Source organism: Natrinema hispanicum, assembly GCF_900111485.1.
In the GTDB taxonomy this organism is placed as follows: domain Archaea; phylum Halobacteriota; class Halobacteria; order Halobacteriales; family Natrialbaceae; genus Natrinema; species Natrinema hispanicum_A.
The window spans coordinates 107,799-129,130 of record NZ_FOIC01000008.1; the positions used below are offsets into that span (position 1 = coordinate 107,799).

The following is a 21,332-nucleotide window of genomic DNA, read 5'->3' on the forward strand; positions in this document are numbered from 1 at the left end:
CGCGAACTGAAGATTAGGTCATGTATTGACTCTCTCGAGTCAAATCGAACCCATCGTCCGGCGTCAGACGGATTCCTCTCAGTCCATTCCCGCACGATTCAGGTAGGCCGGCATCTCGCGACAGCAACCGTCTCAGACCGGATTGCCGAACGCGTACATCGTCTCGTGGGCCGTTACCTCGAGGTCGACGAAGTCGCCGGGCTCGAGACCGTGCTCGCTCGCGTTCTGGACGATGATCTGTCGGTAGGCCGAATCGCGACACTTGACGGAGTCGGCGGTCCCTTCCTCGACGACGAGACAGTCCTCACGACGCTCGCCGACCATGTCTCCGTAGGCGTCGGCGACGAGGTCGCGTTTGAGCTCGCTCATCTCTTTCGAGCGTTCCTTTTTGACGGTTCCGCCAAGCCCTTTCATCTCGGCGGCGTCGGTGCCCGGGCGCTTCGAGAAGCGCGTGACGTTGATTTTCTCCGGGCGTGTCTCCCGCAGCAACGCCATCGACTGTTCGTGGTCGTGGTCGGTCTCGGTGGGGAAGCCGACGATGAAGTCAGTCGACAGCGTCCAGTAGTCAAGCGCCGCATCGAAGGTGTCGACGACCTCGAGATACTCTTCGACCTGATGCTGGCGGCGCATATCGCCGAGGACATCGTCGCTTCCGGACTGGACCGGCGCGTGTAAGAAGTCGTAGAGTTCGTCGTTCGCAGCGAAGACCTCGGCGAGTTCCTCACGGATGCCGTGGACGCCCTTCGGGTTAGCCATCCCCACGCGGACTCGGAAGTCGCCATCGATGGCACAGATTTCCTCAAGCAAGCGGTGCAGCTTGCGTTCGCCCTCATCCCAGCCGTAGACGCCGGTGTCCTGGCCCGTGATGCGGATCTCCTTTGCGCCGGCGTGGATCAGCGCGCGGGCCTTTTCGACGTTTTCCTCGATCGGCGGGGAGTCGATCTTGCCGGTGGCCTTCTTGGTGATACAGTACGAGCAGTCGGACATACAGCCGCGCGCGATCGGGAGGATGCCGACGACGCCATCGAGGATCGGTTCGGCGTCGGGAGTCGTCGTCGGACACTCGCCGTTGGTGACGGCTTCGGGGACCTCGTCCCAGTGGAGGACCTGGCCGTCGATGTCGGCCTGGGCGAACTCCTCGCCCTGTGCGAGAGCCATACAGCCGGTGATAAAGAGATCGGCCGTCTCGTCAGCCAGCTCCTCAGCCCGTCGGAGCATGTTGCGCTCGGTCTTTTCGACGACGGTGCAGGTGTTGAGGATCGCGACGTCAGCCTCGTCCGGTCCGTCGACCCGGTAGTGACCCGCATCACGGAGCCGTCGCTCGATCTCGCGACTCTCCCCGCGATTCGACGTACACCCATACGTTTCGATGTGATACCGGGCCATCCGTTTCGTCCAACTGTCGGGGACCGGACGGCAAAAGCCCGACGGATCGGAGCAGCTACAAGCGACCCCGATCCGCCGATTAGTCGTCGAAGCCTCGAGACACGCGTCGGCTCGAGGAGCCGCTCCGATAGACCACATAAAGGAGCAACACCGCGATGAGGAAGTCGAACCCGTGTTCCATGAGGTGATGGACAGTCATCGGGGTGAGTCCGAGGACGGTCCCCAGTCCGATCACCGAACGGACGACGAGGATTCCCAGCACGGCTGTGATCAGGACGTAGCGGGCCGACCGACGCTGCGAGTACGCAACAAGGCCGATGACGAACAGTGCCGTCGTTCCGATGACGGCAAGGATGATGACGGCGACGAGGATCGGCGCGAGTTGCGGATCAAGCCACTCGTCGGTAAACGACAGCGCGAGCACCATGTGATCGACATGTGAACTGGGCGGGGCAGTAACCTATTCCCTTTGGTCCGTCCGTGAAAAGCTCGTGACCGACCGCAATGACGGTTAGCGGCCCGAAAAACGGCGTTCACGGCTGTTTCCGGGCTGTTTCGGGTTCGTACATCGGACGCGGGCGGTTCTCGGCGAGTGGGAACGCGGGAAACCCGTTATATGCCCCCCACCGCTAGGCACGGATACGACCCATCAGGGGGGAAACAGTGATATGACCGATACGCGAGATGAGATCCACGCTCACGTCCGAGCCAACGCCGGCGTTCATTTCAACGAACTCGTCAGAGAGTCGGCGTTCGCGCCGGGACAGGTCCAGTACCACATCCGTCGGCTGCTCGAGGACGATCGCCTCGTCCGGGAGGAGTGGTACGGCCGGACCCACTACTACCCGCCGGAGTACGACGCGTGGGAACGAAGCGCGCTGGCGCTGTTCCGTCGCGAAACCGCCCGCGAGATCGTCACGCATCTGATCGAGAACGAACCCGCCGCGCCTGGCGACATCGCCGACGACCTCGGAATCGCCCGGAGCACGCTCGAGTACCACCTCGACCGATTGGTCGAACACGACATCGTCGACAAGCGCTACGACGAGCAAAACCGCGTCGTCCTCGAGCTCGCAAACCCCGATGAGACCGGTCGGCTGTTGACGACGGTGACGCCGACGGTCCCCGATCGGTTCGTCGATCGGTTCACGCGACTCGTCGACGAGTTGCTCGCAGGCACGTCTGACGCACAGTAACTCCTCTCACGACTGCAGTCGTGGGCGTTCTCCTCGAATCAGTATAACAGTCGGCTGGTCGTCGGACCGCTGTTTTCCTATTGCAGTCCGGGAGTTTTCTCGAGTCGGTTGTAGTGATCGTTCAGCACGTTCAGCGTCGCGATCAGCGCGCCGAGGACGACAGGGCCGTAGAACAGCCCCATGACGCCGAACGCGTAGACGCCGCCGAGGACACCGAGGATGATCACAGCGGGGTTGAGATCGGCGTAGCGATCGACGAGAATCGGTCGGAGGTAGTCGTCGGAAAGTCCGACGATGATCGTACTGTAGACGAGGAGTGCCACCGCAAGCACCGGCTCGTTCGTCAGCAACAGGAAGGCCACAGCCGGTCCCCAGACGAGAAACGAGCCGACCAGCGGGATCAACGAGAGGACGATCATGATCACCGTCCAGAACGCAGCGTTCGGAATTCCGGTCGCGAGCAGCCCCAGTCCGGCGAGCGTTCCCTGAATGATCGCGATCAGGACGTGCCCGACGAGGACGGCCCCCATCACTGCGTCCAGTTCCCGATAGAAATCGTCCTGGACATCGTCGGGTAGCGGCGTCAGCCTCCTGATCCAGTCCAACAGCGCAGCCCCGTCTTTGAGCAGGTAATACAGCAGGAAGATCGCGACCCCCAGTCCGACGGCAGTGTGTGTCAGCGCGCTAAACCACGCAGTCGACTGCTCGAGGACCGTGCCGCCGACTCCCTGTGCGGAGTCGGTGAGTGTGGCCGTCAGATCGACGGTCATGCCGGTCTGTTCCTCGATATATCGCTCGAGTTCAGTCGCGCCAAGCGATGCCGTATCAGTGTTTTCGACGAGCTGTCGAGCGTCGCTGGCGACCAGTGCAACGATTACGAGCAGCGGAACGACGACACCTGCGACTGTCACGGCGACGAGTCCGAGGGCGGCGACCGGCGACGGAACCTGCTGCTCGAGCCGTCCTTGAATCGGGAAGAGGACGTAGGCGACGAGGATTGCACCGAGAACGTACTGGAAAAACGGGAGCACAAGCAGCAACGAGAGATATGCGAAGATACCGATGAGGACCAGCAGAAATCCCTTGCTGAGATTCACGGCTGTTATTTCCAGTGTTAGTGAGATAAAACTACGGCCTGAACGTATTGCCAGTCAGGACTGTCGTCGCGAAGCGTCACACGGCTTCAAGGGCCTGGTTCGTGAAGTGAGACTCGAATGTCGACGCAGCTCGATCCACTCTCGCTCTCGGCGGATCTTCTCTATACTGTCAAGACCGAGGGCGACGCGGACCCGTTGCGGGAACGCCTCGCGACGCTCGAGCGGTCACTCCTGGATCGGGCACTGACCGGTCGCAAGGGAAAGCTTGCGTTCTGGCTCAACTGTTATAACGCGTACGCCCAGCTCCTCCTCGAGGAGGAGGCCGACGACGACCTGTTCGATGGCGGGTTGCTCGACGAATGGAAGTTCTTCGCGCGCGATCAGATCCCGATTAGCGGGGTCTGGCTGAGTCTCAACGACATCGAACACGGGATGCTTCGGAGTTCGAAACTGCCGTGGGGGATGGGCTATCTGCCACGACTGTTCCCGTCGTCGTTTGAACGGCAGTTCCGCCTCGGGGAATGTGATCCGCGGATCCACTTCGCGGTGAGTCACGGTGCCGATCACTGTCCGCCGATCGCGGTCTACTCGCCCCGTGACGTCGACGAGGAACTGGATATCGCCATCGAGTGGTTCTTAGAGGAGAACGTTTCTTACGATTCCGACGAAGCCAAAGCGACGATTCCGCGCCTGTTCCGCCAGTATCGAGGGGACTTCGGCGGGACGAGCGGGATCGTCTCGTTCCTCCGGGAGTACAACGCCGTTCCGGCTGAGACTACCCCGTCGCTCGAGTACGAGCGCATCGACTGGTCGGCCGATCTCGACGTCGATCTCGACGGAAACGACGTCCGGCGGTAGTCCATCGGCCGCAGGTGCGGGAGCCGGCGACAGTACTCAGTCGCGCCGTTGAATGGTCGCCGTCGGCGCGTTGCGCATGACGCCGCGAGCCGCCCGTTCGGCGTTGAACCGCGAGGCGTAGCCTTCGCCGCTATCGGCGATGATGTTGCCGTTCCAGTGGACGAGCCGCCAGCGCCACTCGCCCGCCACATCCTCGTAGACCTCGAAGCGGCTGGTTCGCTCGGTGCCGTTCGTCGGCTCGGCGTCCGTCGTGTCGCCGTCATCACGATCGGTGACCCGAACACTCGAGCCGTCGGGATCGTCCCACTCGAGTTCGAGGGTCAGATCGGCGACCGGGTGGTCGGTAGTCGGATCGCTCGTCGCTTCGAGTCCGGCGACGACGCGGTCCGGAATCGTGATTCTGACCGTCTGCCCGTCGTCGGAGACGGTAACCGGTCGTCCCGACTCGGCAGCGGCCGTCAACTCGCGGAGAAGCTCCGCAACGTCCATGCGGTCGTACGCCCGCTCGAGGGCGAAGCTAGCAGCTGTGTCTGTGTCGTCCGATCGATCGGCATCGTTCGGTGTGTCGGTCATAGTGGAACTTCGTGGCGCTGTGAGTTAGTGGTTGGTTCTCACCGTCGGTGTGTCCCGATCGTCTCTTCTGCCGGTGTGTTTTTGTCGTCGCGCTGTCTTCGCTCGCTCGTGACTGCACGCGACTGGACCGCCGACCGAGAGTCCGTATTCGACCGCGACGCGTTCACGTGTCGCCACTGCGAGACCGTCGGCGACGACGCGACGGCGCTTCGACTCTCTCCCGTCGGTGACGTGCCGCGCGAGGGGACCGTTCACGAAAGCGCGCTCGTCACCGTCTGTGCGGACTGTTTCGAGACACTCGAGACAGCTCCGGCGACGCCCTCCGCCACCGCCGAGACGCTGTTTCACCGCGTTCGCGAGACGACCCGGCTGCAGGGAGCGACGATTTCGGACGTCGCGACTTTTGCGTCGCTGTCGACATCGCTGCCCGCGACCCTCGAGTCCGCTTGCGACGACGGGACCGAGGTCGACAGCGACGCGGTGTCGAACTACCGCCGCACTCGGCGCGACGTCCTGCTTGCGATCGCGATCGTCGACGCCCACCTCGAGGAACTCGCTGCCCTCGAACCGGCCGTCGCCCCCGACGTTCGGCCGTCGCTCGAAGCGTTCACCGAGACGGCAACAGCCCTCCAGTCGCGGCTCGTCGAGGCCGTCGAACTGAGCGAGACGGTCGTGTCAGCACTCGAGCGCTGTCACGGCTGTTTCGACTCACTCGAGGGGCAGACGTGTTCGACCTGTGGACTCGAGGCCTGCGAGACGGCTGCCTGGCACCATCCCGGTGAGTCGATCGCGTTCGATCGACTCTTCGGCACGATCAACGAGACGCTGCAGGACGCTTCCGAGACGACCGACACACTGACCGATCGGGCGACGGCACTCGCAACACAGCTCACGGCGGAGCTATGAGCATACGGCTAGTGGCGGAGATTTATACTCACACCGGCGGAACACCTGGACGATGACTGAACAGTTCGAACGCAGCTACGTCGGGAGGTGGATCGATGGGTAGCCTCCTCGAGACGATCGTGGTCCCGATCGCGAGCGAGGACGATGCCGACGAGACGTGTCAGGCGATTTTGCAGGCGATCGACGACGACGAGCGACCGGCGATCCACGTCGTTCATGTGATCGAAAAGGCCGGTGGCGCACCCGACAAAGCAGGTGTCGAACAGCGCGAAGAACACGCTGCGCGCATCTTCGACCGCGTCGATGCACGACTGGCCGACGAGCCGGTCTCCCTCGAGACGGAACTCCTGTACGGTACCGACGTTGCGGCGACGATTCTTGACGCTGCACACGAACTCGACGCAACGGCGATCGTCTTTACGCCCCGTAGCGCGAACCGGTGGCTGAAGCTGCTCTCCGGCGACGTCGAACGAAAACTCCTCTCGCAGGCCGATCGGCCGCTCGTCGTGTTGCCGCGGTCCAATCAGGAGACGTAACGAGACCCTCGCCGTCGCCAGCTACAGGTTGGTCGCTGCCTCGAGTGTGATATCGATCGCGCGACCGACGTTGTTCTTGGCCTTGTCGGGCAGTTCGTCGTCGGCGGTGTCGGTTCCCTTCTGGGTGCCTTCGACGAGGTTACCGTCGACGGTACAGATCGCGCCGGCGCGGAGACCCTTGCGGCGGGCGAGCGAGAAGACGGCGGCGGCTTCCATTTCGACGGCGAGTAAGCCAGCGTCCTCCCAGTCGTCGACGGTATCGCCAGTCTCGGCGTAGAAGGCGTCGTCGGAGGTGACGGGGCCGACGTGGACGTCCTCGTCGTTCGCTTCCGCGGCGTCGACCAGTGCCGACAGCGCGTCGTAGTCCGGCACGGCGGGGTACTCGACGGCCTCGTAGCGCTTCGTGGTCCCCTCGTTTTTCGCCGCGCCGGTCGCGACGATCATGTCGCCGATCTCGATGTCCGACTGGAGTGCCCCCGTGGTGCCGACCCGGAGGAACGTCTCGACGCCGACGTTTGCCAGTTCCTCGATGGCGATCGCGGCGGACGGACAGCCGATTCCCGTCGAACAGATCGTCAGTTCTCGCCCCTCGTAGGTGGCGTTGACGACCTTGTACTCACGGTTTTGGGCGATCGTTTCGGCCTCGTCGCAGTGATCGGCGATGCGATCGACCCGCCCGGGATCGCCCGGGATAAGCGCGATATCCGTCAGCTCTCCGTCGTCGACCAGCAGATGTGGCTGCGTCGCCATACCGATGCCTTCCGTCGGTACTGAGAAAAAAGGTTCGTCGTCTCGGTTCTCGCGCTATCCCCCAACCCCGCCCTTACCGACGTGCGCCCACGGCGGTTACCTCGCGGGACACACGTCGATGCGGTCGGATCGGATCGTGACGACGGCGTCGTCGACCTCGAATTCGACTGTTCCAGTCGGCCGTCTAGCACCCCGATTCGTTTCGGCAAAGAGGCTATCGAGTGCGTCCGGATCGATGTAGTCGTATAGCCGTGTACTGGTCGCAGTAACGTCGTCACCGAAGTACTGGGCCAGTGCCATTGCAGCGGCGATACTCGGCGGCTCGTCAGCGTCTCGTTCGTACTGGATGTGCCGTCTGAGGCCACATCCGTGGGACTCGGTTACCCTTCCTTTCGTCATGTCTCTCAGTCACGAAATCGTGACCGTCTTACTCGAGTGGCCCACGCCTCTCCGTATATAACTACCGTCAGACGGCACCCGGTGAGAACCACCTGACGGCAGCCGATCACGGTGACTCCAACGTCCACAAGAACCGTTCACATGTATGTCAGTTTATGAGAACGTCTTCGACGGCTTCGGCCGTCGGTGCGCTCCGCGCGCCGTCACGACTCGCAGTCAGCGACCCGCAGGCGTTTCCGTAGGCGAGTGCGCGATCGACGCCGCCATCCGCGAGCCAGGTCGAAAGAAAGCCCGCCGCGAAGGCGTCGCCTGCACCGGCCGTATCGACCGGCTCGATGTCGAACCCAGAATGGACGAGCGACCCCTCCGGGGTGTACGCTTCCGCGCCGTCGGCACCACAGGTGACGACGATGATCCGATCGTCGACCAGCGCCGCCGGCGACTCGTCTGCGAGCAGTGCTGTCGCCTCTCGATCGGTCACGAAGACGACGTCAGCGAGCGCGAGCGCATCGCCGTAGTCCCGGTCGACGAGTCGGCGGCCGGGATCGAAACTGACGGACCCCCCGGCCTCGCTGGCAGTGCGTGCGATCGCCGCGGCAGTGTCAGGCCGCTGGCCGGTCAGATGGACGTGGTCGGCCGCCCGGATCCGGCTTGGCTCGAGGTCGTCGGGCGTGACGGCTTCGTTGACGCCGTCGTTGCCAAGGATCGCGACCTCGCCGTCCTCGTCGACAAGCAGGTACTTGACGGCCGTGTCGGCGTCTTCGATCACACGAACGCCCGAGACGGAGACATCCGCTGTCTCGAGTTCTCGGCGGGCGAGCAGGCCATGGTCGTCGTCACCGACGCTGCCGATCAGCTCGGTTTCGATGCCTAACCCGGTGAGTGCGGCGGCGACGTTTGCGGCGCTGCCACCCCCAGACTGGCGCTGTGAGCGGATCGCGGCCTCGCCGTCGGGTTCGGGGAGTCTGTCGACCCGAAGGGTTACGTCCCAGTTGACGTGGCCGGCCACGAGAACCGATACAGAAGCCATTCGATGATAGAAGGTGCACGAGAGCCGTCGATAAAAACCTAGTGACGGTGACTGTCATTCGAGTGCACCGGAACTGACGTCGTAGTCCGTATCACCCCACCATGAACAGCAGCGTGTTGTGAACGGCTGGACCGAGGCCGACCGCGGCGACCAGCGCGAGCAGCGTCCGGGCCTGTCGGGGGCGCTCCTCAACGTATTCCCGAAACAGCCCGAGGATGACCGTCGCGAGGCCGACTTTGACGAGGACGAACAGCCACCCGGCACCGATAACGCCAGCGGTCGGAAGCGCTTTCCCGGTCTCTAAGATCAGCAACGAGAGCGGGACGTTCTCGCTGGCCCCGAGGACGTCGTAGCCGACCGCGGTCGAAACGCCGTCTAACGTGTGCCCGAAGACGACGAGCGCCCCGGTCATGCCCGTCGTCGCCGCGACGTCGGTAAACCAGAGGCCCAGTACGAGCCACGCGATGGCGGTGAGGATGCCGGCAACGATGACTGAAACGACGGGCCAAAACGGCGCGAAGGTCCCCAACTCGACGCTCTGGAAGATCGCAAACATCGCGAAGACGGTGAAAAACGCCGTGCCGGAGATGCCGACGAACCGCGCGATCGTCGGCTGCAGGCCACCGACGTGGAGAAAGATCGCGACGATCCAGGCGAGCCCTGCGATGACCGCGGTCACCGCATAGACCATCGGGGCGCTGAACAGGGGTTCGATGGTCGCTGGAAACGCGTCCAGCTTGTAGAGCACGTGGAGACTCGAGCCGAACATCATCCAGGGTGCAAACGAAAGCACCGTGCGATCAGTTACCGGCGGCTCGAGCGCCCACAGCAGTGCGATGACGCCCCCCAGTATCACGACGACCGGAACCAGCAGATACCATGGTGGGACGACGAACCCCTCGGGAACTACCATAGCCAGGTGTTGCTCACACCAGTAACTAACACTTTCCGATTGCCGGAGAAACGCGAACGGAATCGGTGGTAGAACGGATGAGACAGCGATCACAGGGCCGTTGCGATCGGGAGACGGTGGCGGTCAGTGATGCCGAGCGCAGTGTCCAGTATGGATGCTCCGAGACGGTGGTGTAGCAGCTCGTCTCAGCTCTCCCATGGATCGTCCGTCGGTTCGCCGAACAGCTCGCGCATGAGCGTCACGATGCTTTCGGGCGGAAACTGGCCGCGTTCGGTCACGATCGCGTCGACATATCGCGGCGGTGTGACGTCGAAGGCTGGATTCTCGACGGTTAGCCCGCTGTCGGTCACTGGTGCCTGGTCGACGTCTCCGGTCGGCTTCGTCTTAGCATCCGCATCCCCGTCGGTCGCGTCGCCAATGATCGCCGCTCGCTCCTCGTCGGACAGTAGTTCGCGTTCCGATCGCATCTCGATCTCGACGGTGTGGCCGGTCATGGTGTCCGGGTGGAGTTTGATCGTCTGGGCTGCGACCATCACTGGCACGCCCCGTTCGCGGGCGTTGACCGCCAGCCCGCTCGTTCCGATCTTGTTGATCACGCTGCCGTCGGCTGCGATGCTGTCAGCGCCGACGAGGACGTGATCCGTCCGGTCGAGATACCGTCGGGCCGCGTTGTCCGCGATCAGCGTCACCGGCACGTCCCACTCGCGCAACTGGCGGGCCGTGATATGGCCCTGCTTGCGCGGGCGGGTCTCCTTGACGATCGCCTCGAGCTCTTTGCCTGCCTCGAGTGCGGCCTCGACGCATGCGAGCGCGTCCGTCGAGTGACAGTGGGTCAGCACGGTGTCGCCGTCCTGGAGCCGGTGGGAACCGATCTCGCCGAGGCGATCCTGGGCCTGTGCGAGATCGCGCGTGAAGCGCTCGGCCCGGGTGATCGTCGACGAGCGAAGGGCAGCGACGGTGTCGCCGTCCATCCCGCGAAGGACATACCGGAGGGCGTTCGGAAGGCTCACCGCGGTCGGCCGCGTCTCGTATAGCGTCGCCGCCGCTGCCCGGAGTTCCTGTTCGAACGCCGCGGGGCTGTCGGCCGTGGAGCGTTCGGCCTGCGTTGCAAGCGCTGTGGCGGCTGCATCGGCGATCGCCGCGGCACCGCGAATCCGCATCGCAGTGATGTCGTCGGCGGTGGATTCGACGGCCGGTACGACACCGGATTCGGGACCATCCATGTGAGTCGATTGCACACCGGTCGTGAAAAGTGACCGGGCGGGTTTTTCCTCGTCCGGCGAGTCCACACCGGTATGAATCGCAGCGACCTCGCGCCCCTGATCGATCACACCGTTCTCGGTCCCGCGACGACGCCCGACGACGTTCGCATGACCCTTGACGAGGCCCGACAGTACGGAATGAACGCCTGTGTCCCGCCGTACGCGCTCGAGCTGGCTGTCGAGTACGCTCCCGAGGTGACGCTCATGACGGTCGTCGGCTTCCCACATGGCCACCACGACCCTGCTGTGAAACGGGACGAAGGTGTGACAGCGTGGCGGGCTGGTGCTGACGAACTCGATGTCGTTCTCAACGTCGGCCGACTGAAAGCCGGCGAGGACGACGCGGTCAGGGACGAACTCGCAGAACTGGTCGCCGCCGTCCCGATTCCTGTGAAAGTCATCATCGAAACCGCGCTCCTGACCGACGCGGAGAAACGCCGGGCCTGCGAAGCTGCCGCGGCTGCCGACGCGGCGATGGTCAAAACCTCGACCGGCTTTGCCGACGGCGGTGCGACGGTCGACGACGTCGCCCTCATGAGCGAGTCCCTCCCTGTCAAGGCAAGCGGCGGCATCGGCAGCTACGACGAGGCCGTCGCCATGCTCGAAGCCGGTGCTAACCGCATCGGTGCCTCGAGTGGTGTGGCGATCCTGGAGGGCGCACCGACACAGGCGTAGCCAAACAGTTTTGGTTGTGCCCGGACCAACGAAACGCTATGCTCGAGGGGGTTCGAGAGCGGCTGTGGGCGCTCGCGAGACGACTGCGACGCCTCGAGCGGCGCGAACTCGACGCTTTCTTGCGCTGGATCGAGCGGACGGGCAATCTCTTGCATCTCTCGGTGTTGCTGTTCGTCCCGCTGTTGATCGCGGTGGTGACGTGGCTGGCGAACGCAACCGCGGCGGTCTCGTTCCTCCTGTTTCCGCCGCTGGCGTCGGGGACGTACACGCTCTTTGCCGATCCCGAGGGAACGTACGCCACGCCGTCGACGTTCGTCGGGGGGATGACCGTCGGCGCGCTCTGTGGCTGGGTCGCGCTCGCGCTGGCGACGACGGTCGGACTCGGGGGTGGCCGTGTCAGTGCAACTGGTGCGGCACTCGGCGTGTTCTTCACCGGCGTCTGTACGTGGGCGCTCGACCTCGAGGAGCCGGCGGCGTTCTCGACGGCACTGCTCGTACTCTTGACCGGCAACGCGCAGTTGGCGTACGTCATCGGGATCATCATCTCAAGTGCGTTCGTCGCGGTCGCGTTCGTCGTCTGGCGGCGTCACTTCTACCAACAGCGCGCCCGCTATCTCTATGGGACGACGAGCGGTGACGATCACGTGCTCGTCCCGATGGCCGACGCCGACGAGACTGTCGCCCGGTTCGCCGCGTCGATCGCCACCGCCCACGACGCTGGCAGGGTCGTGCTCTTCGACGTCATCGACGAACAGCACGATGACATCGATGCCGACAGTGACGACGAGTCCCCCTCCATCGAACGGGCAGCCGACGACGCGGCCCGTCATCTCGAGTCACTGGCGGCCGATCTCGAGACCGCCTACGGCGTCTCCTGTGACGCCGTTGTCGCGGCCGCACGCGACCAGTCTGCGAGTCTCGTCCTCAGAACCGCCCGCCAGCAGAACTGTGATCTCGTCGTCGCGCCGTATGCCGAACACGAGAACGGCGGGCTCTCGTCGTTTCTCAAAGGATTGTTCGACAGCGAGATCGACGTCATCGCGTTCCGGTCGAACGGTATCCGGCGGCGACACTGGCGAAGCAGCTTGGTCGCGGTTCGGGGTGCCGGCGACACCGCTCGCGCGATGGTCGACTTCGCGATCCGTATCACCGAACCCGGACGCCCCGTCACCGTCAGTACCTGTATCGACGACGAATCGCGTCGTCGACCGGCCGAAAACACGCTCGCCGATCTCGTCGATGCGTTCTCGGGCCGATTCGAAACACACGTCGTGACCGCGCCGGTCGAGACCTATCTCTCCCGTGTCGCACCCCGGTACGACGTGTGCTTCGTCGGCTCGAGTACCGACCGATCGGCCGCCTCGCGGTTCGTCTCGCCGCCGACGTTTCGCAAACTCAGCGACCTCGAGGCCGACGTGGCGATCGTTCATCGTGGACGGCACCGCTGATGGTTCCGGTTGTTTCTGTATGATTATCAGTTATTGTTGTGACCCCTCGTACCGAGTGAGTCAGTGTCGTGATACTCCTTCGCCGGACACCCCCCTCGTACCGAGTGAGGTCTTCGCAAATAGAGCCGTGTCTTTCTGTGGAACGCCCGCCACAGTCTTTCAAAGAAGTTTCGCACCCATTCAGAGATCATTCAGAGATGGGAGTTTAATATATATGATTATATCTTACTATATTATTGTTAGTTATCCCGGTACAGTAGAGTACAGTAGCCGTTTTTTGAATACGGCCTATCGATCTACGGAGTATTTATATAGGCTGTATGAGTTAGCTACCAAGTGGATTCGCAACTCACTCGGTATGAGGGGTGGGGCTGTTCTCGACTCTCCTTATTAATGACTAGTGGATGCCGTTAACAGGGTCCCTTGCGCTCGAATTTTGAGTCTCAGTCAGCGGCTGGTTCGGTGCGTTTAATTTCCTAGAACGTAATCTCGGTCCATGGCAGAGGACGGGGAACTGACTGATATATTTGATACTGGTGATATCTTCGCAAATCGAGAGCTGGTTCGAGTCGGTCACGTTCCTGAACTTGACCGCGTTGTGGGCCGTGACGAGGAAATCCGATCGGTTGGGAGTGCGCTTGCTGCTGCAACCGAAGGTGGGCCGCCAGAAACGACGATTATCTACGGGAAAACAGGGACCGGGAAATCGCTCGTCTCGAGATGTGTCACGCGTCAAGCGTCCAGACGAGCCGCTACCAATGGAGCCGCGCTCAAATACGCATACGTGGATTGTTCAGATTATCAGACAGAAACGCAAGCAAGCCGTGAATTAGCCCGGGAATTGAACGAACATCTCGAAGCAGGGGAGTCTATCCCGCAAACTGGATTGAGTGCCGTGGATTATCGTGACATCACGTGGGACCTGCTTTCTGATTACGATGTCGACTCACTTGTTGTCATCCTCGACGAAATCGATAAGCTCGAGAACGAAGATCTGCTTCGGAGCCTCTCGAGAGCTCGTGAGAGTGGGAAATCAAACACGTTCATCGGCGTTATCTGTATCAGTAATAAGATCGAATACCGAGAACGGTTGAACGAGCGCGTGGATTCGAGTTTGCAGGACAACGAGCTCGTGTTCGATCCATACGGCGCAAAACAATTACGCGCGATCCTTGAAAACCGGAAAGACGCGTTCAAACCTGGTGTCTTATCGGACGAAGTCATTCCGAAGACGGCAGCGCTTGCAGCTCGAGAACATGGTGATGCACGCAAAGCTGTCGAGACGTTCTACGAAGCAGGCCGTCTTGCAGAGAAGAACGGAGACGGGCAGGTAACTGAAGCGCACGTTGATGAAGCGATTACCCAAGCAGAGGTCAACCGATTCCATCGCCTCGTGAGTGGCCAGACACCACATGTAAAGTACATCTTACGAGCGCTTGCTGCACTGACTGCTTCAGAGGAGAAAAAACAGTTCCGGACAGCGGAAATATACGATCTCTATACGACGATCGCGACCCAGGAGGGATCGGACCCGTTGTCACACGATCGAGTTAGACGGCTCCTCAAAGAACAAGCGTTCCTGGGGATTACTGAAAGCGAGCATACTGGTGGTGGTGATCGAGAGGGGAGTTATCTCGTTCATCGGCTGATGCGTGATCCGGATATCGTGTTCAATGCCCTCAACGCTGATCACGGTCCCTGATATCCTCTGAAGTGCGAGTGGTCCTTTGCTGGCGCGACAGTCACAACTGTCGTCTCAGACGGACTCCTGGCGGTCAGTGCCGACCGGCCGCGCCGGTTCTGTGGCCCACCGGGATATCCTGCGCCCGTCTTGTGGCCCACCGGGACAGCGGGACAACAGCCCGTCTCACTCACTCACTCGGTGCGAGGGGTGGCTGGCTCGCTCTCCCAGTGACGAGGATGATAGAGATGGATTTCACAAGTACTGTTCATGGGTTGGTTCTATGCGATCTCACAGCGAACCAGAAGATACGTCGGTGTGTGAACTTCCCGCTGCGGATAATGAGTAGCAGCCGCTCGCTTCGCGAGCGATTCACCGGCGGAGTGGGGTGAAACCCCGCGACGCCGGCTTTTTGGCATCGACGGGTTTTGCCGGGGGTTGAGGCGAGCGTCTTCGACGCTCGTCGATGCCTCCCGGTAACAGAGGGTGCTGTACTGATCGAATCAGGTGTTCATAACGACGTTCTGGGAACGGTCCTCTGAACCACTCTCCGTCGTCTGTGATCACCTCTCGAGGATCCGGTCGATCAGGCCGCTTTCGTCGCTTCCGAGTGCCGACCGAACGAGCAGGTGGCCGCCCAGTTGTGCAGGACTGATCACCGCATCCGCGCCGGCGCGCTCGAGTTTCTTGACGTTCTCGCGGTCCGTCGCCGCGGCGACGATTCGCATCTCCGGGGCGAGTTGGCGAGCGGTGAGGACGGTCAGTGCGTCCTCGGCGTCGTGATTCGTGGCGACGAGGGTCGCGGCTGCACGATCGATTTTCGCGCGTCGAAGCGGGTCCTCGTCACTCGGATCGCCGCTGACGACCGGCATGTCTCGGTTCCTGAGTGCCGTTGCGGCCTCTTGGTCGTTAGTGACGACGACGAACTCACGGCCGGTGTCTGCGAGTTCGTCGACGATCGGTTCCGTCAGTTCGCCGTAGCCGAGCACGAGGAGGTGCTCGTCTAAGAGTTGGAGCTGTGAGTCGGTCATCTTTCCGAGTGTTCTCGAGATACGATCTTGGATCAGCGGGCCGACGAGCGCCCCGATGGCGATACCGAAGCTCGCGACGCCGAGGATGAGCACGGACATGGTAAACAGCATCGCCTGTACCGACCCCGTGTTCGGTGTCACGTCGCCATAGCCGACCGTGCTCGAGGTGATCAATGTGAAGTAGAAGGCATCGAGGATGTTGCTGATCCCGTCGAAGTGCTCCCGGAGGGTGTATCCGCCAATGGTCCCGTACACTTGGACTCCGACCAGTGCAGCACCGGCCGCGAGCTGGGTCGTCGACAGCGAGAGCGACTTGTCGAATCGCTCGCGGGTGAGCAGCAGAAACGGGATCGACACGATCGAGCAGACGACCAGCGGGAACGAGTACGGACTCGACTGGAGGAGTCCCTGTGCTGCGGTCAGCGGAAGCAACAGCAGCGTCGCCCACCAGCCCGCTCGGAGCCCGCGTCGAAGTGACAGCGCGCTGCCGACCATTAGAAAGCCGGTGAGCGCGCCGGTAAAGGCCGCAGCGTTTCGGACGGCGTCGGGAACGTATTCCTCGAGCGGGCCGCCGACGGCGTTGGTCCCGATGTTGACGACGGCAGTCGCGACCGAGAGTAACGCGACGAGCAAGACGAGTACCACGGCTGTCCGCGTCGTGAGAACGCGCCGCCAGTTCTCCGGCAGGCGCGTTCGCAACGACCGGCCGTCGACCATACACACCGCTCGGCGGTGGTGCTAGTTAAACGTCTCCGTCTTGGCCGAACCGACCGGCCTCGGACCACCGGAGACGCACTCGCGTGCGATCAACGGACGACGGTCACTGGCACGGGCGAGCGCTTGAACACGGTATCGGCGACGTCGCCGACGAACAGCCGGTCGATCATGTCGTCGCCGTGGCTACCAATCACGACCGCATCGTAGTCGTCTGCGCGGCGGACGATCGCTCGCCCGGGGCGGCCGATGGCGACGACGGTATCGATCTCAGCGTCGTGGTCGGCAGCCATCTCGTGTGCCCGGTCGAACACCGATTCAGCGCGCTCCTGTGCGGCCGCCTCGATGTCGTCCTCGAAGGCGATGCTCATCGCTTCCCCCATCATCACGGAGGGTTCTGCGACGATCGTGAGGACGGTTACCGCTGCGTCGGGATGGTTCTCGAGTGCGTACTCGAGCGCCCGCTCGGATAGCTCGGAGCCGTCCATTGGAACGAGAACGCGAGAGAGTCGAGAGAGTATACGATCGCTATGATGACCGAACCGATAAGTTCGGTCGCCGATGCTCCTTTATCTGTTCCGCGCCACCTGCCCACAATGCCATCCCTTCCGGTCGAACTACTGCTCGGCCTCTATCTCGGGCTCTTGACTGGCATCGTCCCGGCGTTCGTCGCCGGCTCGCTGGGGTTTCTCGTCCGGTATTTCACCGGCGTTACGCTTCCCGGGTTCGGTGTCGTTGTCCTCGCGCTGTCGATCGCCAGCGTGCAGGGTGGCCTTCTCGGCCTCGTCGAACCCACGATCGCCCAGTCGCCCCGGCTACTCGTCGCCGTCTTGGTCGTGCTCATGCTCGCACTCTATGCCCACAATCAGGGCGACAAACTCGGGGCTGAACTCCCCCGCCGGATCTCCCTGACTTCCATTCGACAGCGCACTCTCTCGGCTGACGTGGTCGAACTCGTCGGTTCGGTTGGTCAGGTCACGGTCCGTCCGACCAGTGAGATCCGTGACATGGAGGGCTACCCGCCACTGTCGCCCGATCTCCGTAGGCGGCTCAAAGCCAACTCGTGGCGACTCCCTGCCGATCTCCCGCTCTCGGAACTCGAGGCTCGGCTCGAGGAACGACTCCGAACGGACCACGACCTCGCGGCCGTCGAGATCGCGATCGACGAACGGGCGCGGGCAACGATCGCAGCAGCACCGCCCTCCGGCAGCCTCTCCCGGCGGGTATCGGCGGGGAAACGTGCCGTCTCGATCGCGACGCTCGTCCCGACGGGCCTCGCCCGCGGCGATGAGGTCACCGCCAGCGCCGACGATCGGTCGATCACCGGAACGGTGCTGAGCGTCCGGACCGACCACGACGACGATCGCGTTGTGGCTCCCGTCCCGGACGACCCCGCAGACGACGTGGCGACCGATGGAGGCGACGCCGACGGGAGCGACGCGAGCGACTCGGTCGTCTCCACAGCGAGACCGACCACGGCGACCGCCGGCGGACCCGGCCGCGTGACCCTCGCTATCGCTCGCCGGGACGTGAAACCCCTTCTCGAGGCCGAGTCGGTACGTCTCGTCGTCCGCTCTCGAGGAACGAGCCGGGAGTTCGAGGCCTTTGCACTCCTCAAAGGCGAGGGCTACGCGATCCGTCGGCTGACAGTCGGTGCAGACGGCGAGCCGGAAGCCGACACCGAACCCGCCTCGATGCCGGACGTGACGATTCTCGCCGTCCGACGCCAGGGGAGCGAAACCGGCAGTCGTCGCCACGGCTGGGTGTTCGCTCCCGGTATCGAACGCCGACTCGAGACCGGCGACGAAGCGTTCGTTGCGGGACCGGACGCCACGGTCGACGCGTTCGTGGAGGCGGTCGCGCGATGAGCCGGGTTTTCGGCGACGCTCGAGGAGGTGCCCGCCTGTGCCTGTGATCGATCCAATCACTGCACAGATAATTCCGACAGAGACGCTGCTGACCGCAGTTCTCCGTGTCGTCGGGTTCGCCGTACTGTCGGCTGGCACGGCGGCCACCATGGCGGCGACCTATCGGTGGTACAGCGCAGAGAGCATCCCCGACGGCGTCGCCGTTCTCGTCGGCGTCACGATCGTCGCGCTCTGGCTCAACACCCAGACTGCACTGCAACAGGCGATCATCGGGAACACCGGATTGACCGAACCTGGCACTGCCGTCTACACCGTCGCGGTATTTGTCGCCAGCGCGATCGCCGCCGACGGCGGCCGCCGACTCGGCGACCACCTCGCTCGAGACGTGTTCCTGACGGCCACGCCGCGGACGATCACCGACGTCACCCAACTCGTCCGGTCGGCCGGCCGTGTCGTCACTGTCGACCTCCCCGATGAGATCGCGGACATCGATGGCTACGACCCCGTCGATGAGTCGGTAAAGGACGATCTCGCCGGTCATACCTTGCTCTTTCCGCGCCGGCTCACCATCGACCAGCTTCGGGAGCGACTGGTCGCCCGCCTCGAGCGTGACTTCGGCGTCGGGCACGTCGACATCGAACTGGCTGCCGACGGAACGATCGAATACCTCGCGGTCGGGAGTCGACTGGCAGGAATCGGCCCGACGCTCGCACCCGGAACGGTCGCCGTCGCGCTCGAGGCCGATCCCGCAGCCGATGCCAGTCCTGGCGATGCGGTCCGCATCTGGACGCGCGACGAGGACGGCACCGCTCGACGGGTCGCCGGCGGCGAACTGCGAGCCGCCGTTGATGACGTCGCGACGGTCGCCGTCGACGCCGCCGGCGCCCGCGACCTCGAGTCAGACCGAGCGTACCGCCTCACGACGCTGCCGGGAAGCCCCGGTGCCGAACGGCAACTCGTGTCCCTGCTCCGGGCGGCCGACGAGACAGTGACGGCGATTTCCGTCGCGCCGGATGATCCGCTGATCGGCCACCAAGTCGGCGCGTTGCCGCTTCTCGTGGTGGCTCTCGAGCGCGAGACTGACGACGGCGAGACAGCCTTGCCGCTGCCGGCTGATGACATTCGGCTCGCAGCCGGCGACATCGCCTACGTGCTCGGCCGGCCGGACGCGCTCCGACGGGTGACCGACCGGACGCTGGTCGAACCGCGAGACGGCGATGTACTCGAGCAGGATCGACTCGAAACCCGCGCTGGCGGGACGAGCGTGGGTCACGAGCCCGATTCGAGGCTCGAACAGTCAGGGGAGCGGTAGCTACTTGCCGTCGGCAGCGATAGCGCCACGTATGCCAACGGAGTGGAAACTGTTCGCCGATCTTGCCGAGCGCGCGGGGGACAAACACGTAACCGTCGACGCCGCGGCCGGCGACACCGTCGGCGACGCCTTCGATGCGCTGCTCGCGGCGAAGCCGGCCCTCGAGGATCGCGTACTCGAAGACGGCGAGTTGCGTTCACAGATCAATGTGCTTCGCAACGGCACGAACGTCCTGGTCGAAGAAGAGGGACTGGACACGGAACTCGAGGGTGACGACGAGCTGGCGCTGTTTCCGCCGGTCAGTGGTGGGTGACGCTCGACTCGAGCGAGTACGACGGCTCGAATCGGCGCAAGTCGGCGCTATTCCGTGAGATCGATCCCGAGCACGAAGTCGGGTTCCTCGGCGATATCGGCCCCTGCAAACGGTACGTCGGTGACGTGACGGGCGGTTTCGGGAATCAGCACCCGCGTGGCGTCGGCACCGCAGGTGGCGCCGTCGCGGGCAATCGCGGCCACCAGCGAGCGGGCGGCGTCGATGCCGTCCCACGCGGCGACGCCGTACTCGGCCCACGTCTTGAGTGTCGTTTCCGACTCGCTCGAGTCGTCGGTCCCGATCGCGCTGTCGTACGTTCGCGATCGGTAAGCCGTTCCGGCGAGTCCATCGGTGCCCTCGACTGCGAAGACAGCCGTCTCGTCGGCCAGCCGCTCGAAGTCGGCCCGTGTGAGCTCCCGGATGGCCCACGACTCCCCCGGTGCGAGGCCGAGTCCGGACAGGTGCTCGCGGGCGTCGCTGTGGGTCCAGTAGCGCCAGGCTGCGATGGGATTGTGAGTGACTCGAGCGGGCCCGTCGGCCTCCGGGTCGGGTTCCGGATGGGCGAACCGAAACTCGGTGATCGGCTCGAAGCCGCTTGCGCGTGCCGCACCGAGCGAGGCGGCGTTCCACGAGAAGATCAGGACCCGACCGACGGTCGCACCCTGCTCGCGGGCCCACGCGAAGGTCGCCTCGTTCAGCCGGTGGCTGACGCCCTGCCGGCGGTAGTCGGCTGCGACGCGCATTCCCTGAAACCAGGCCTCGTCGGGTGAGAGCATGACGGCCTGCACGATGCCCGCGGCCTCGCCGTCGACTTCCGCGAGGAAGGTTTTCTTGCCCTGTCCGGGTTCGTCCTCGAGCCACTCGTGGTAGATCCGCGGGATGTAGTCGCCGCCGCGGTCGGGCCAAATCTCGCCAGTGAAGCCGGCGACGGCGTCGTAATCGTCGTGGGTCGCGCGGCGGATCTCGATGGAGACGTCGGCGTCTGGATCGGATAGCATCGTCGGTCGAACGGTCAGCTACTACGCGACCGCGCTGGAAAGACCTTTGCTGTGCTCTGTTGAACAGCGATCTAATCAGCCGATATCACTGGCTTAGAAGGATGAAGCCGAGGAATTCGATTCTGTCCTATGGAAATCGATCTCCTCGACTTCATTGAGCAGTGTCGTGACCTAGCCAAACAAGCGTTGGGGAAGCACGCGGGCGAGCCCGCCAGCGGCGGGTTCGCCCGCTGGGTCCATGTCGTCCTACACTGTTTTCGGCTCGAAGAAGGTCACAGCTACCGTGAAACGCCGAATCGGTTGAAGTACATGACCGAGATTTGTGACGTACTCGGTCTCGATCGAGAGAACCTCCCCGACTACAGCACGATCTACAAGTCGTTCGA

The 21,332-nt window shown here is 63.4% G+C and carries 22 protein-coding genes and 1 pseudogene; 11 read left to right on the forward strand and 12 right to left on the reverse strand.

Translation table 11 applies throughout. The features are described 5' to 3' along the window. Positions 1–132: 132 nt before the first annotated feature. Positions 133–1,386, reverse strand: a complete 1,254-nt coding sequence (locus BSG09_RS09905) for a tRNA (N(6)-L-threonylcarbamoyladenosine(37)-C(2))-methylthiotransferase (RefSeq protein ID WP_092932616.1) — start codon at positions 1,384–1,386, stop codon at positions 133–135. Between the two features lie 79 nt (positions 1,387–1,465). Continuing rightward, the gene (locus tag BSG09_RS09910; RefSeq protein ID WP_092932618.1) at positions 1,466–1,813 is read right to left on the reverse strand and encodes a DUF7471 family protein; all 348 of its coding nucleotides are present in this window, start codon (positions 1,811–1,813) and stop codon (positions 1,466–1,468) included. A gap of 241 nt (positions 1,814–2,054) precedes the next feature. On the opposite strand from BSG09_RS09910, the gene BSG09_RS09915 reads away from it, so the two are divergent. After that, positions 2,055–2,582 carry a winged helix-turn-helix transcriptional regulator gene (locus BSG09_RS09915; protein WP_092932620.1) on the forward strand — a complete coding sequence of 176 codons (528 nt, stop codon included), beginning with the start codon at positions 2,055–2,057 and terminating at the stop codon, positions 2,580–2,582. A gap of 77 nt (positions 2,583–2,659) precedes the next feature. Here the strand turns inward: BSG09_RS09915 and BSG09_RS09920 are convergent, their stop codons facing one another. Further along, entirely contained in the window at positions 2,660–3,679 is a 1,020-nt protein-coding gene (locus BSG09_RS09920) for an AI-2E family transporter (protein ID WP_092932622.1), read from the reverse strand. Between the two features lie 117 nt (positions 3,680–3,796). Here BSG09_RS09920 and BSG09_RS09925 point away from each other — a divergent pair, with 117 nt between their 5' ends. Beyond that, positions 3,797–4,537, forward strand: coding sequence for a DUF547 domain-containing protein (locus tag BSG09_RS09925; protein WP_092932624.1), 741 nt, complete (start codon positions 3,797–3,799; stop codon positions 4,535–4,537). 36 nt (positions 4,538–4,573) lie between these two features. Here BSG09_RS09925 and BSG09_RS09930 read toward each other — a convergent pair whose 3' ends face one another. After that, the gene (locus BSG09_RS09930) at positions 4,574–5,110 is read right to left on the reverse strand and encodes an amphi-Trp domain-containing protein (protein WP_092932626.1); all 537 of its coding nucleotides are present in this window, start codon (positions 5,108–5,110) and stop codon (positions 4,574–4,576) included. Between the two features lie 108 nt (positions 5,111–5,218). Here BSG09_RS09930 and BSG09_RS09935 point away from each other — a divergent pair, with 108 nt between their 5' ends. Together BSG09_RS09935 and BSG09_RS09940 are read left to right on the forward strand one after the other, a co-directional pair. Then, complete coding sequence (locus BSG09_RS09935) at positions 5,219–6,016, forward strand: HNH endonuclease (RefSeq protein WP_092932670.1); 798 nt, start codon at positions 5,219–5,221, stop codon at positions 6,014–6,016. Between the two features lie 95 nt (positions 6,017–6,111). Then, complete coding sequence (locus BSG09_RS09940; protein ID WP_092932628.1) at positions 6,112–6,552, forward strand: universal stress protein; 441 nt, start codon at positions 6,112–6,114, stop codon at positions 6,550–6,552. A 21-nt stretch (positions 6,553–6,573) separates the two neighbouring features. On the opposite strand, the gene BSG09_RS09945 is transcribed toward BSG09_RS09940, so the two are convergent. The 5 genes from BSG09_RS09945 to BSG09_RS09965 all read right to left on the reverse strand — a co-directional run bounded on the left by BSG09_RS09945 (position 6,574) and on the right by BSG09_RS09965 (position 10,867). Beyond that, positions 6,574–7,302, reverse strand: a complete 729-nt coding sequence (locus BSG09_RS09945) for a nucleoside phosphorylase (RefSeq protein WP_092932630.1) — start codon at positions 7,300–7,302, stop codon at positions 6,574–6,576. A gap of 96 nt (positions 7,303–7,398) precedes the next feature. Beyond that, positions 7,399–7,701 (reverse strand): HalOD1 output domain-containing protein, encoded by a 303-nt coding sequence (locus BSG09_RS09950; RefSeq protein WP_092932632.1) that lies wholly within the window; start codon positions 7,699–7,701, stop codon positions 7,399–7,401. 148 nt (positions 7,702–7,849) lie between these two features. After that, positions 7,850–8,731 (reverse strand): carbohydrate kinase family protein, encoded by an 882-nt coding sequence (locus tag BSG09_RS09955; protein WP_092932634.1) that lies wholly within the window; start codon positions 8,729–8,731, stop codon positions 7,850–7,852. A gap of 91 nt (positions 8,732–8,822) precedes the next feature. Beyond that, positions 8,823–9,644: a DUF63 family protein gene (locus tag BSG09_RS09960; protein WP_092932636.1), complete on the reverse strand. Its 822-nt coding sequence runs from the start codon at positions 9,642–9,644 to the stop codon at positions 8,823–8,825. Positions 9,645–9,829: 185 nt separating this feature from the next. Further along, positions 9,830–10,867, reverse strand: coding sequence for a ribose 1,5-bisphosphate isomerase (locus BSG09_RS09965; RefSeq protein ID WP_092932638.1), 1,038 nt, complete (start codon positions 10,865–10,867; stop codon positions 9,830–9,832). Positions 10,868–10,939: 72 nt separating this feature from the next. Here BSG09_RS09965 and deoC point away from each other — a divergent pair, with 72 nt between their 5' ends. The 3 genes from deoC to BSG09_RS09980 all read left to right on the forward strand — a co-directional run bounded on the left by deoC (position 10,940) and on the right by BSG09_RS09980 (position 14,731). Further along, complete coding sequence (gene deoC, locus BSG09_RS09970; RefSeq protein ID WP_092932640.1) at positions 10,940–11,581, forward strand: deoxyribose-phosphate aldolase; 642 nt, start codon at positions 10,940–10,942, stop codon at positions 11,579–11,581. Positions 11,582–11,619: 38 nt separating this feature from the next. Beyond that, on the forward strand, positions 11,620–13,029 hold the full coding sequence (locus tag BSG09_RS09975; protein WP_092932642.1) for an HPP family protein: 1,410 nt from the start codon (positions 11,620–11,622) through the stop codon (positions 13,027–13,029). Positions 13,030–13,525: 496 nt separating this feature from the next. Beyond that, on the forward strand, positions 13,526–14,731 hold the full coding sequence (locus BSG09_RS09980; RefSeq protein ID WP_092932644.1) for a Cdc6/Cdc18 family protein: 1,206 nt from the start codon (positions 13,526–13,528) through the stop codon (positions 14,729–14,731). Between the two features lie 542 nt (positions 14,732–15,273). On the opposite strand, the gene BSG09_RS09985 is transcribed toward BSG09_RS09980, so the two are convergent. Together BSG09_RS09985 and BSG09_RS09990 are read right to left on the reverse strand one after the other, a co-directional pair. Next, complete coding sequence (locus BSG09_RS09985) at positions 15,274–16,458, reverse strand: NAD-binding protein (RefSeq protein WP_092932646.1); 1,185 nt, start codon at positions 16,456–16,458, stop codon at positions 15,274–15,276. Between the two features lie 89 nt (positions 16,459–16,547). Next, the gene (locus tag BSG09_RS09990; protein ID WP_262488523.1) at positions 16,548–16,976 is read right to left on the reverse strand and encodes a universal stress protein; all 429 of its coding nucleotides are present in this window, start codon (positions 16,974–16,976) and stop codon (positions 16,548–16,550) included. Between the two features lie 75 nt (positions 16,977–17,051). Here BSG09_RS09990 and BSG09_RS09995 point away from each other — a divergent pair, with 75 nt between their 5' ends. From BSG09_RS09995 to BSG09_RS10005, 3 genes are read left to right on the forward strand one after another with little or no spacing between them, the layout of a single operon-like run. Continuing rightward, positions 17,052–18,323, forward strand: coding sequence for a potassium transporter TrkA (locus BSG09_RS09995; protein WP_092932650.1), 1,272 nt, complete (start codon positions 17,052–17,054; stop codon positions 18,321–18,323). A gap of 37 nt (positions 18,324–18,360) precedes the next feature. Next, the gene (locus tag BSG09_RS10000) at positions 18,361–19,635 is read left to right on the forward strand and encodes a TrkA C-terminal domain-containing protein (protein WP_394328113.1); all 1,275 of its coding nucleotides are present in this window, start codon (positions 18,361–18,363) and stop codon (positions 19,633–19,635) included. A gap of 31 nt (positions 19,636–19,666) precedes the next feature. Beyond that, positions 19,667–19,948 carry a ubiquitin-like small modifier protein 1 gene (locus BSG09_RS10005; protein ID WP_092932654.1) on the forward strand — a complete coding sequence of 94 codons (282 nt, stop codon included), beginning with the start codon at positions 19,667–19,669 and terminating at the stop codon, positions 19,946–19,948. A gap of 47 nt (positions 19,949–19,995) precedes the next feature. Here BSG09_RS10005 and BSG09_RS10010 read toward each other — a convergent pair whose 3' ends face one another. Further along, positions 19,996–20,946: a GNAT family N-acetyltransferase gene (locus BSG09_RS10010; protein WP_092932656.1), complete on the reverse strand. Its 951-nt coding sequence runs from the start codon at positions 20,944–20,946 to the stop codon at positions 19,996–19,998. A gap of 129 nt (positions 20,947–21,075) precedes the next feature. Here BSG09_RS10010 and BSG09_RS10015 point away from each other — a divergent pair. Further along, positions 21,076–21,332 (forward strand): annotated as a pseudogene (locus tag BSG09_RS10015) (IS5/IS1182 family transposase); the annotation flags it as partial.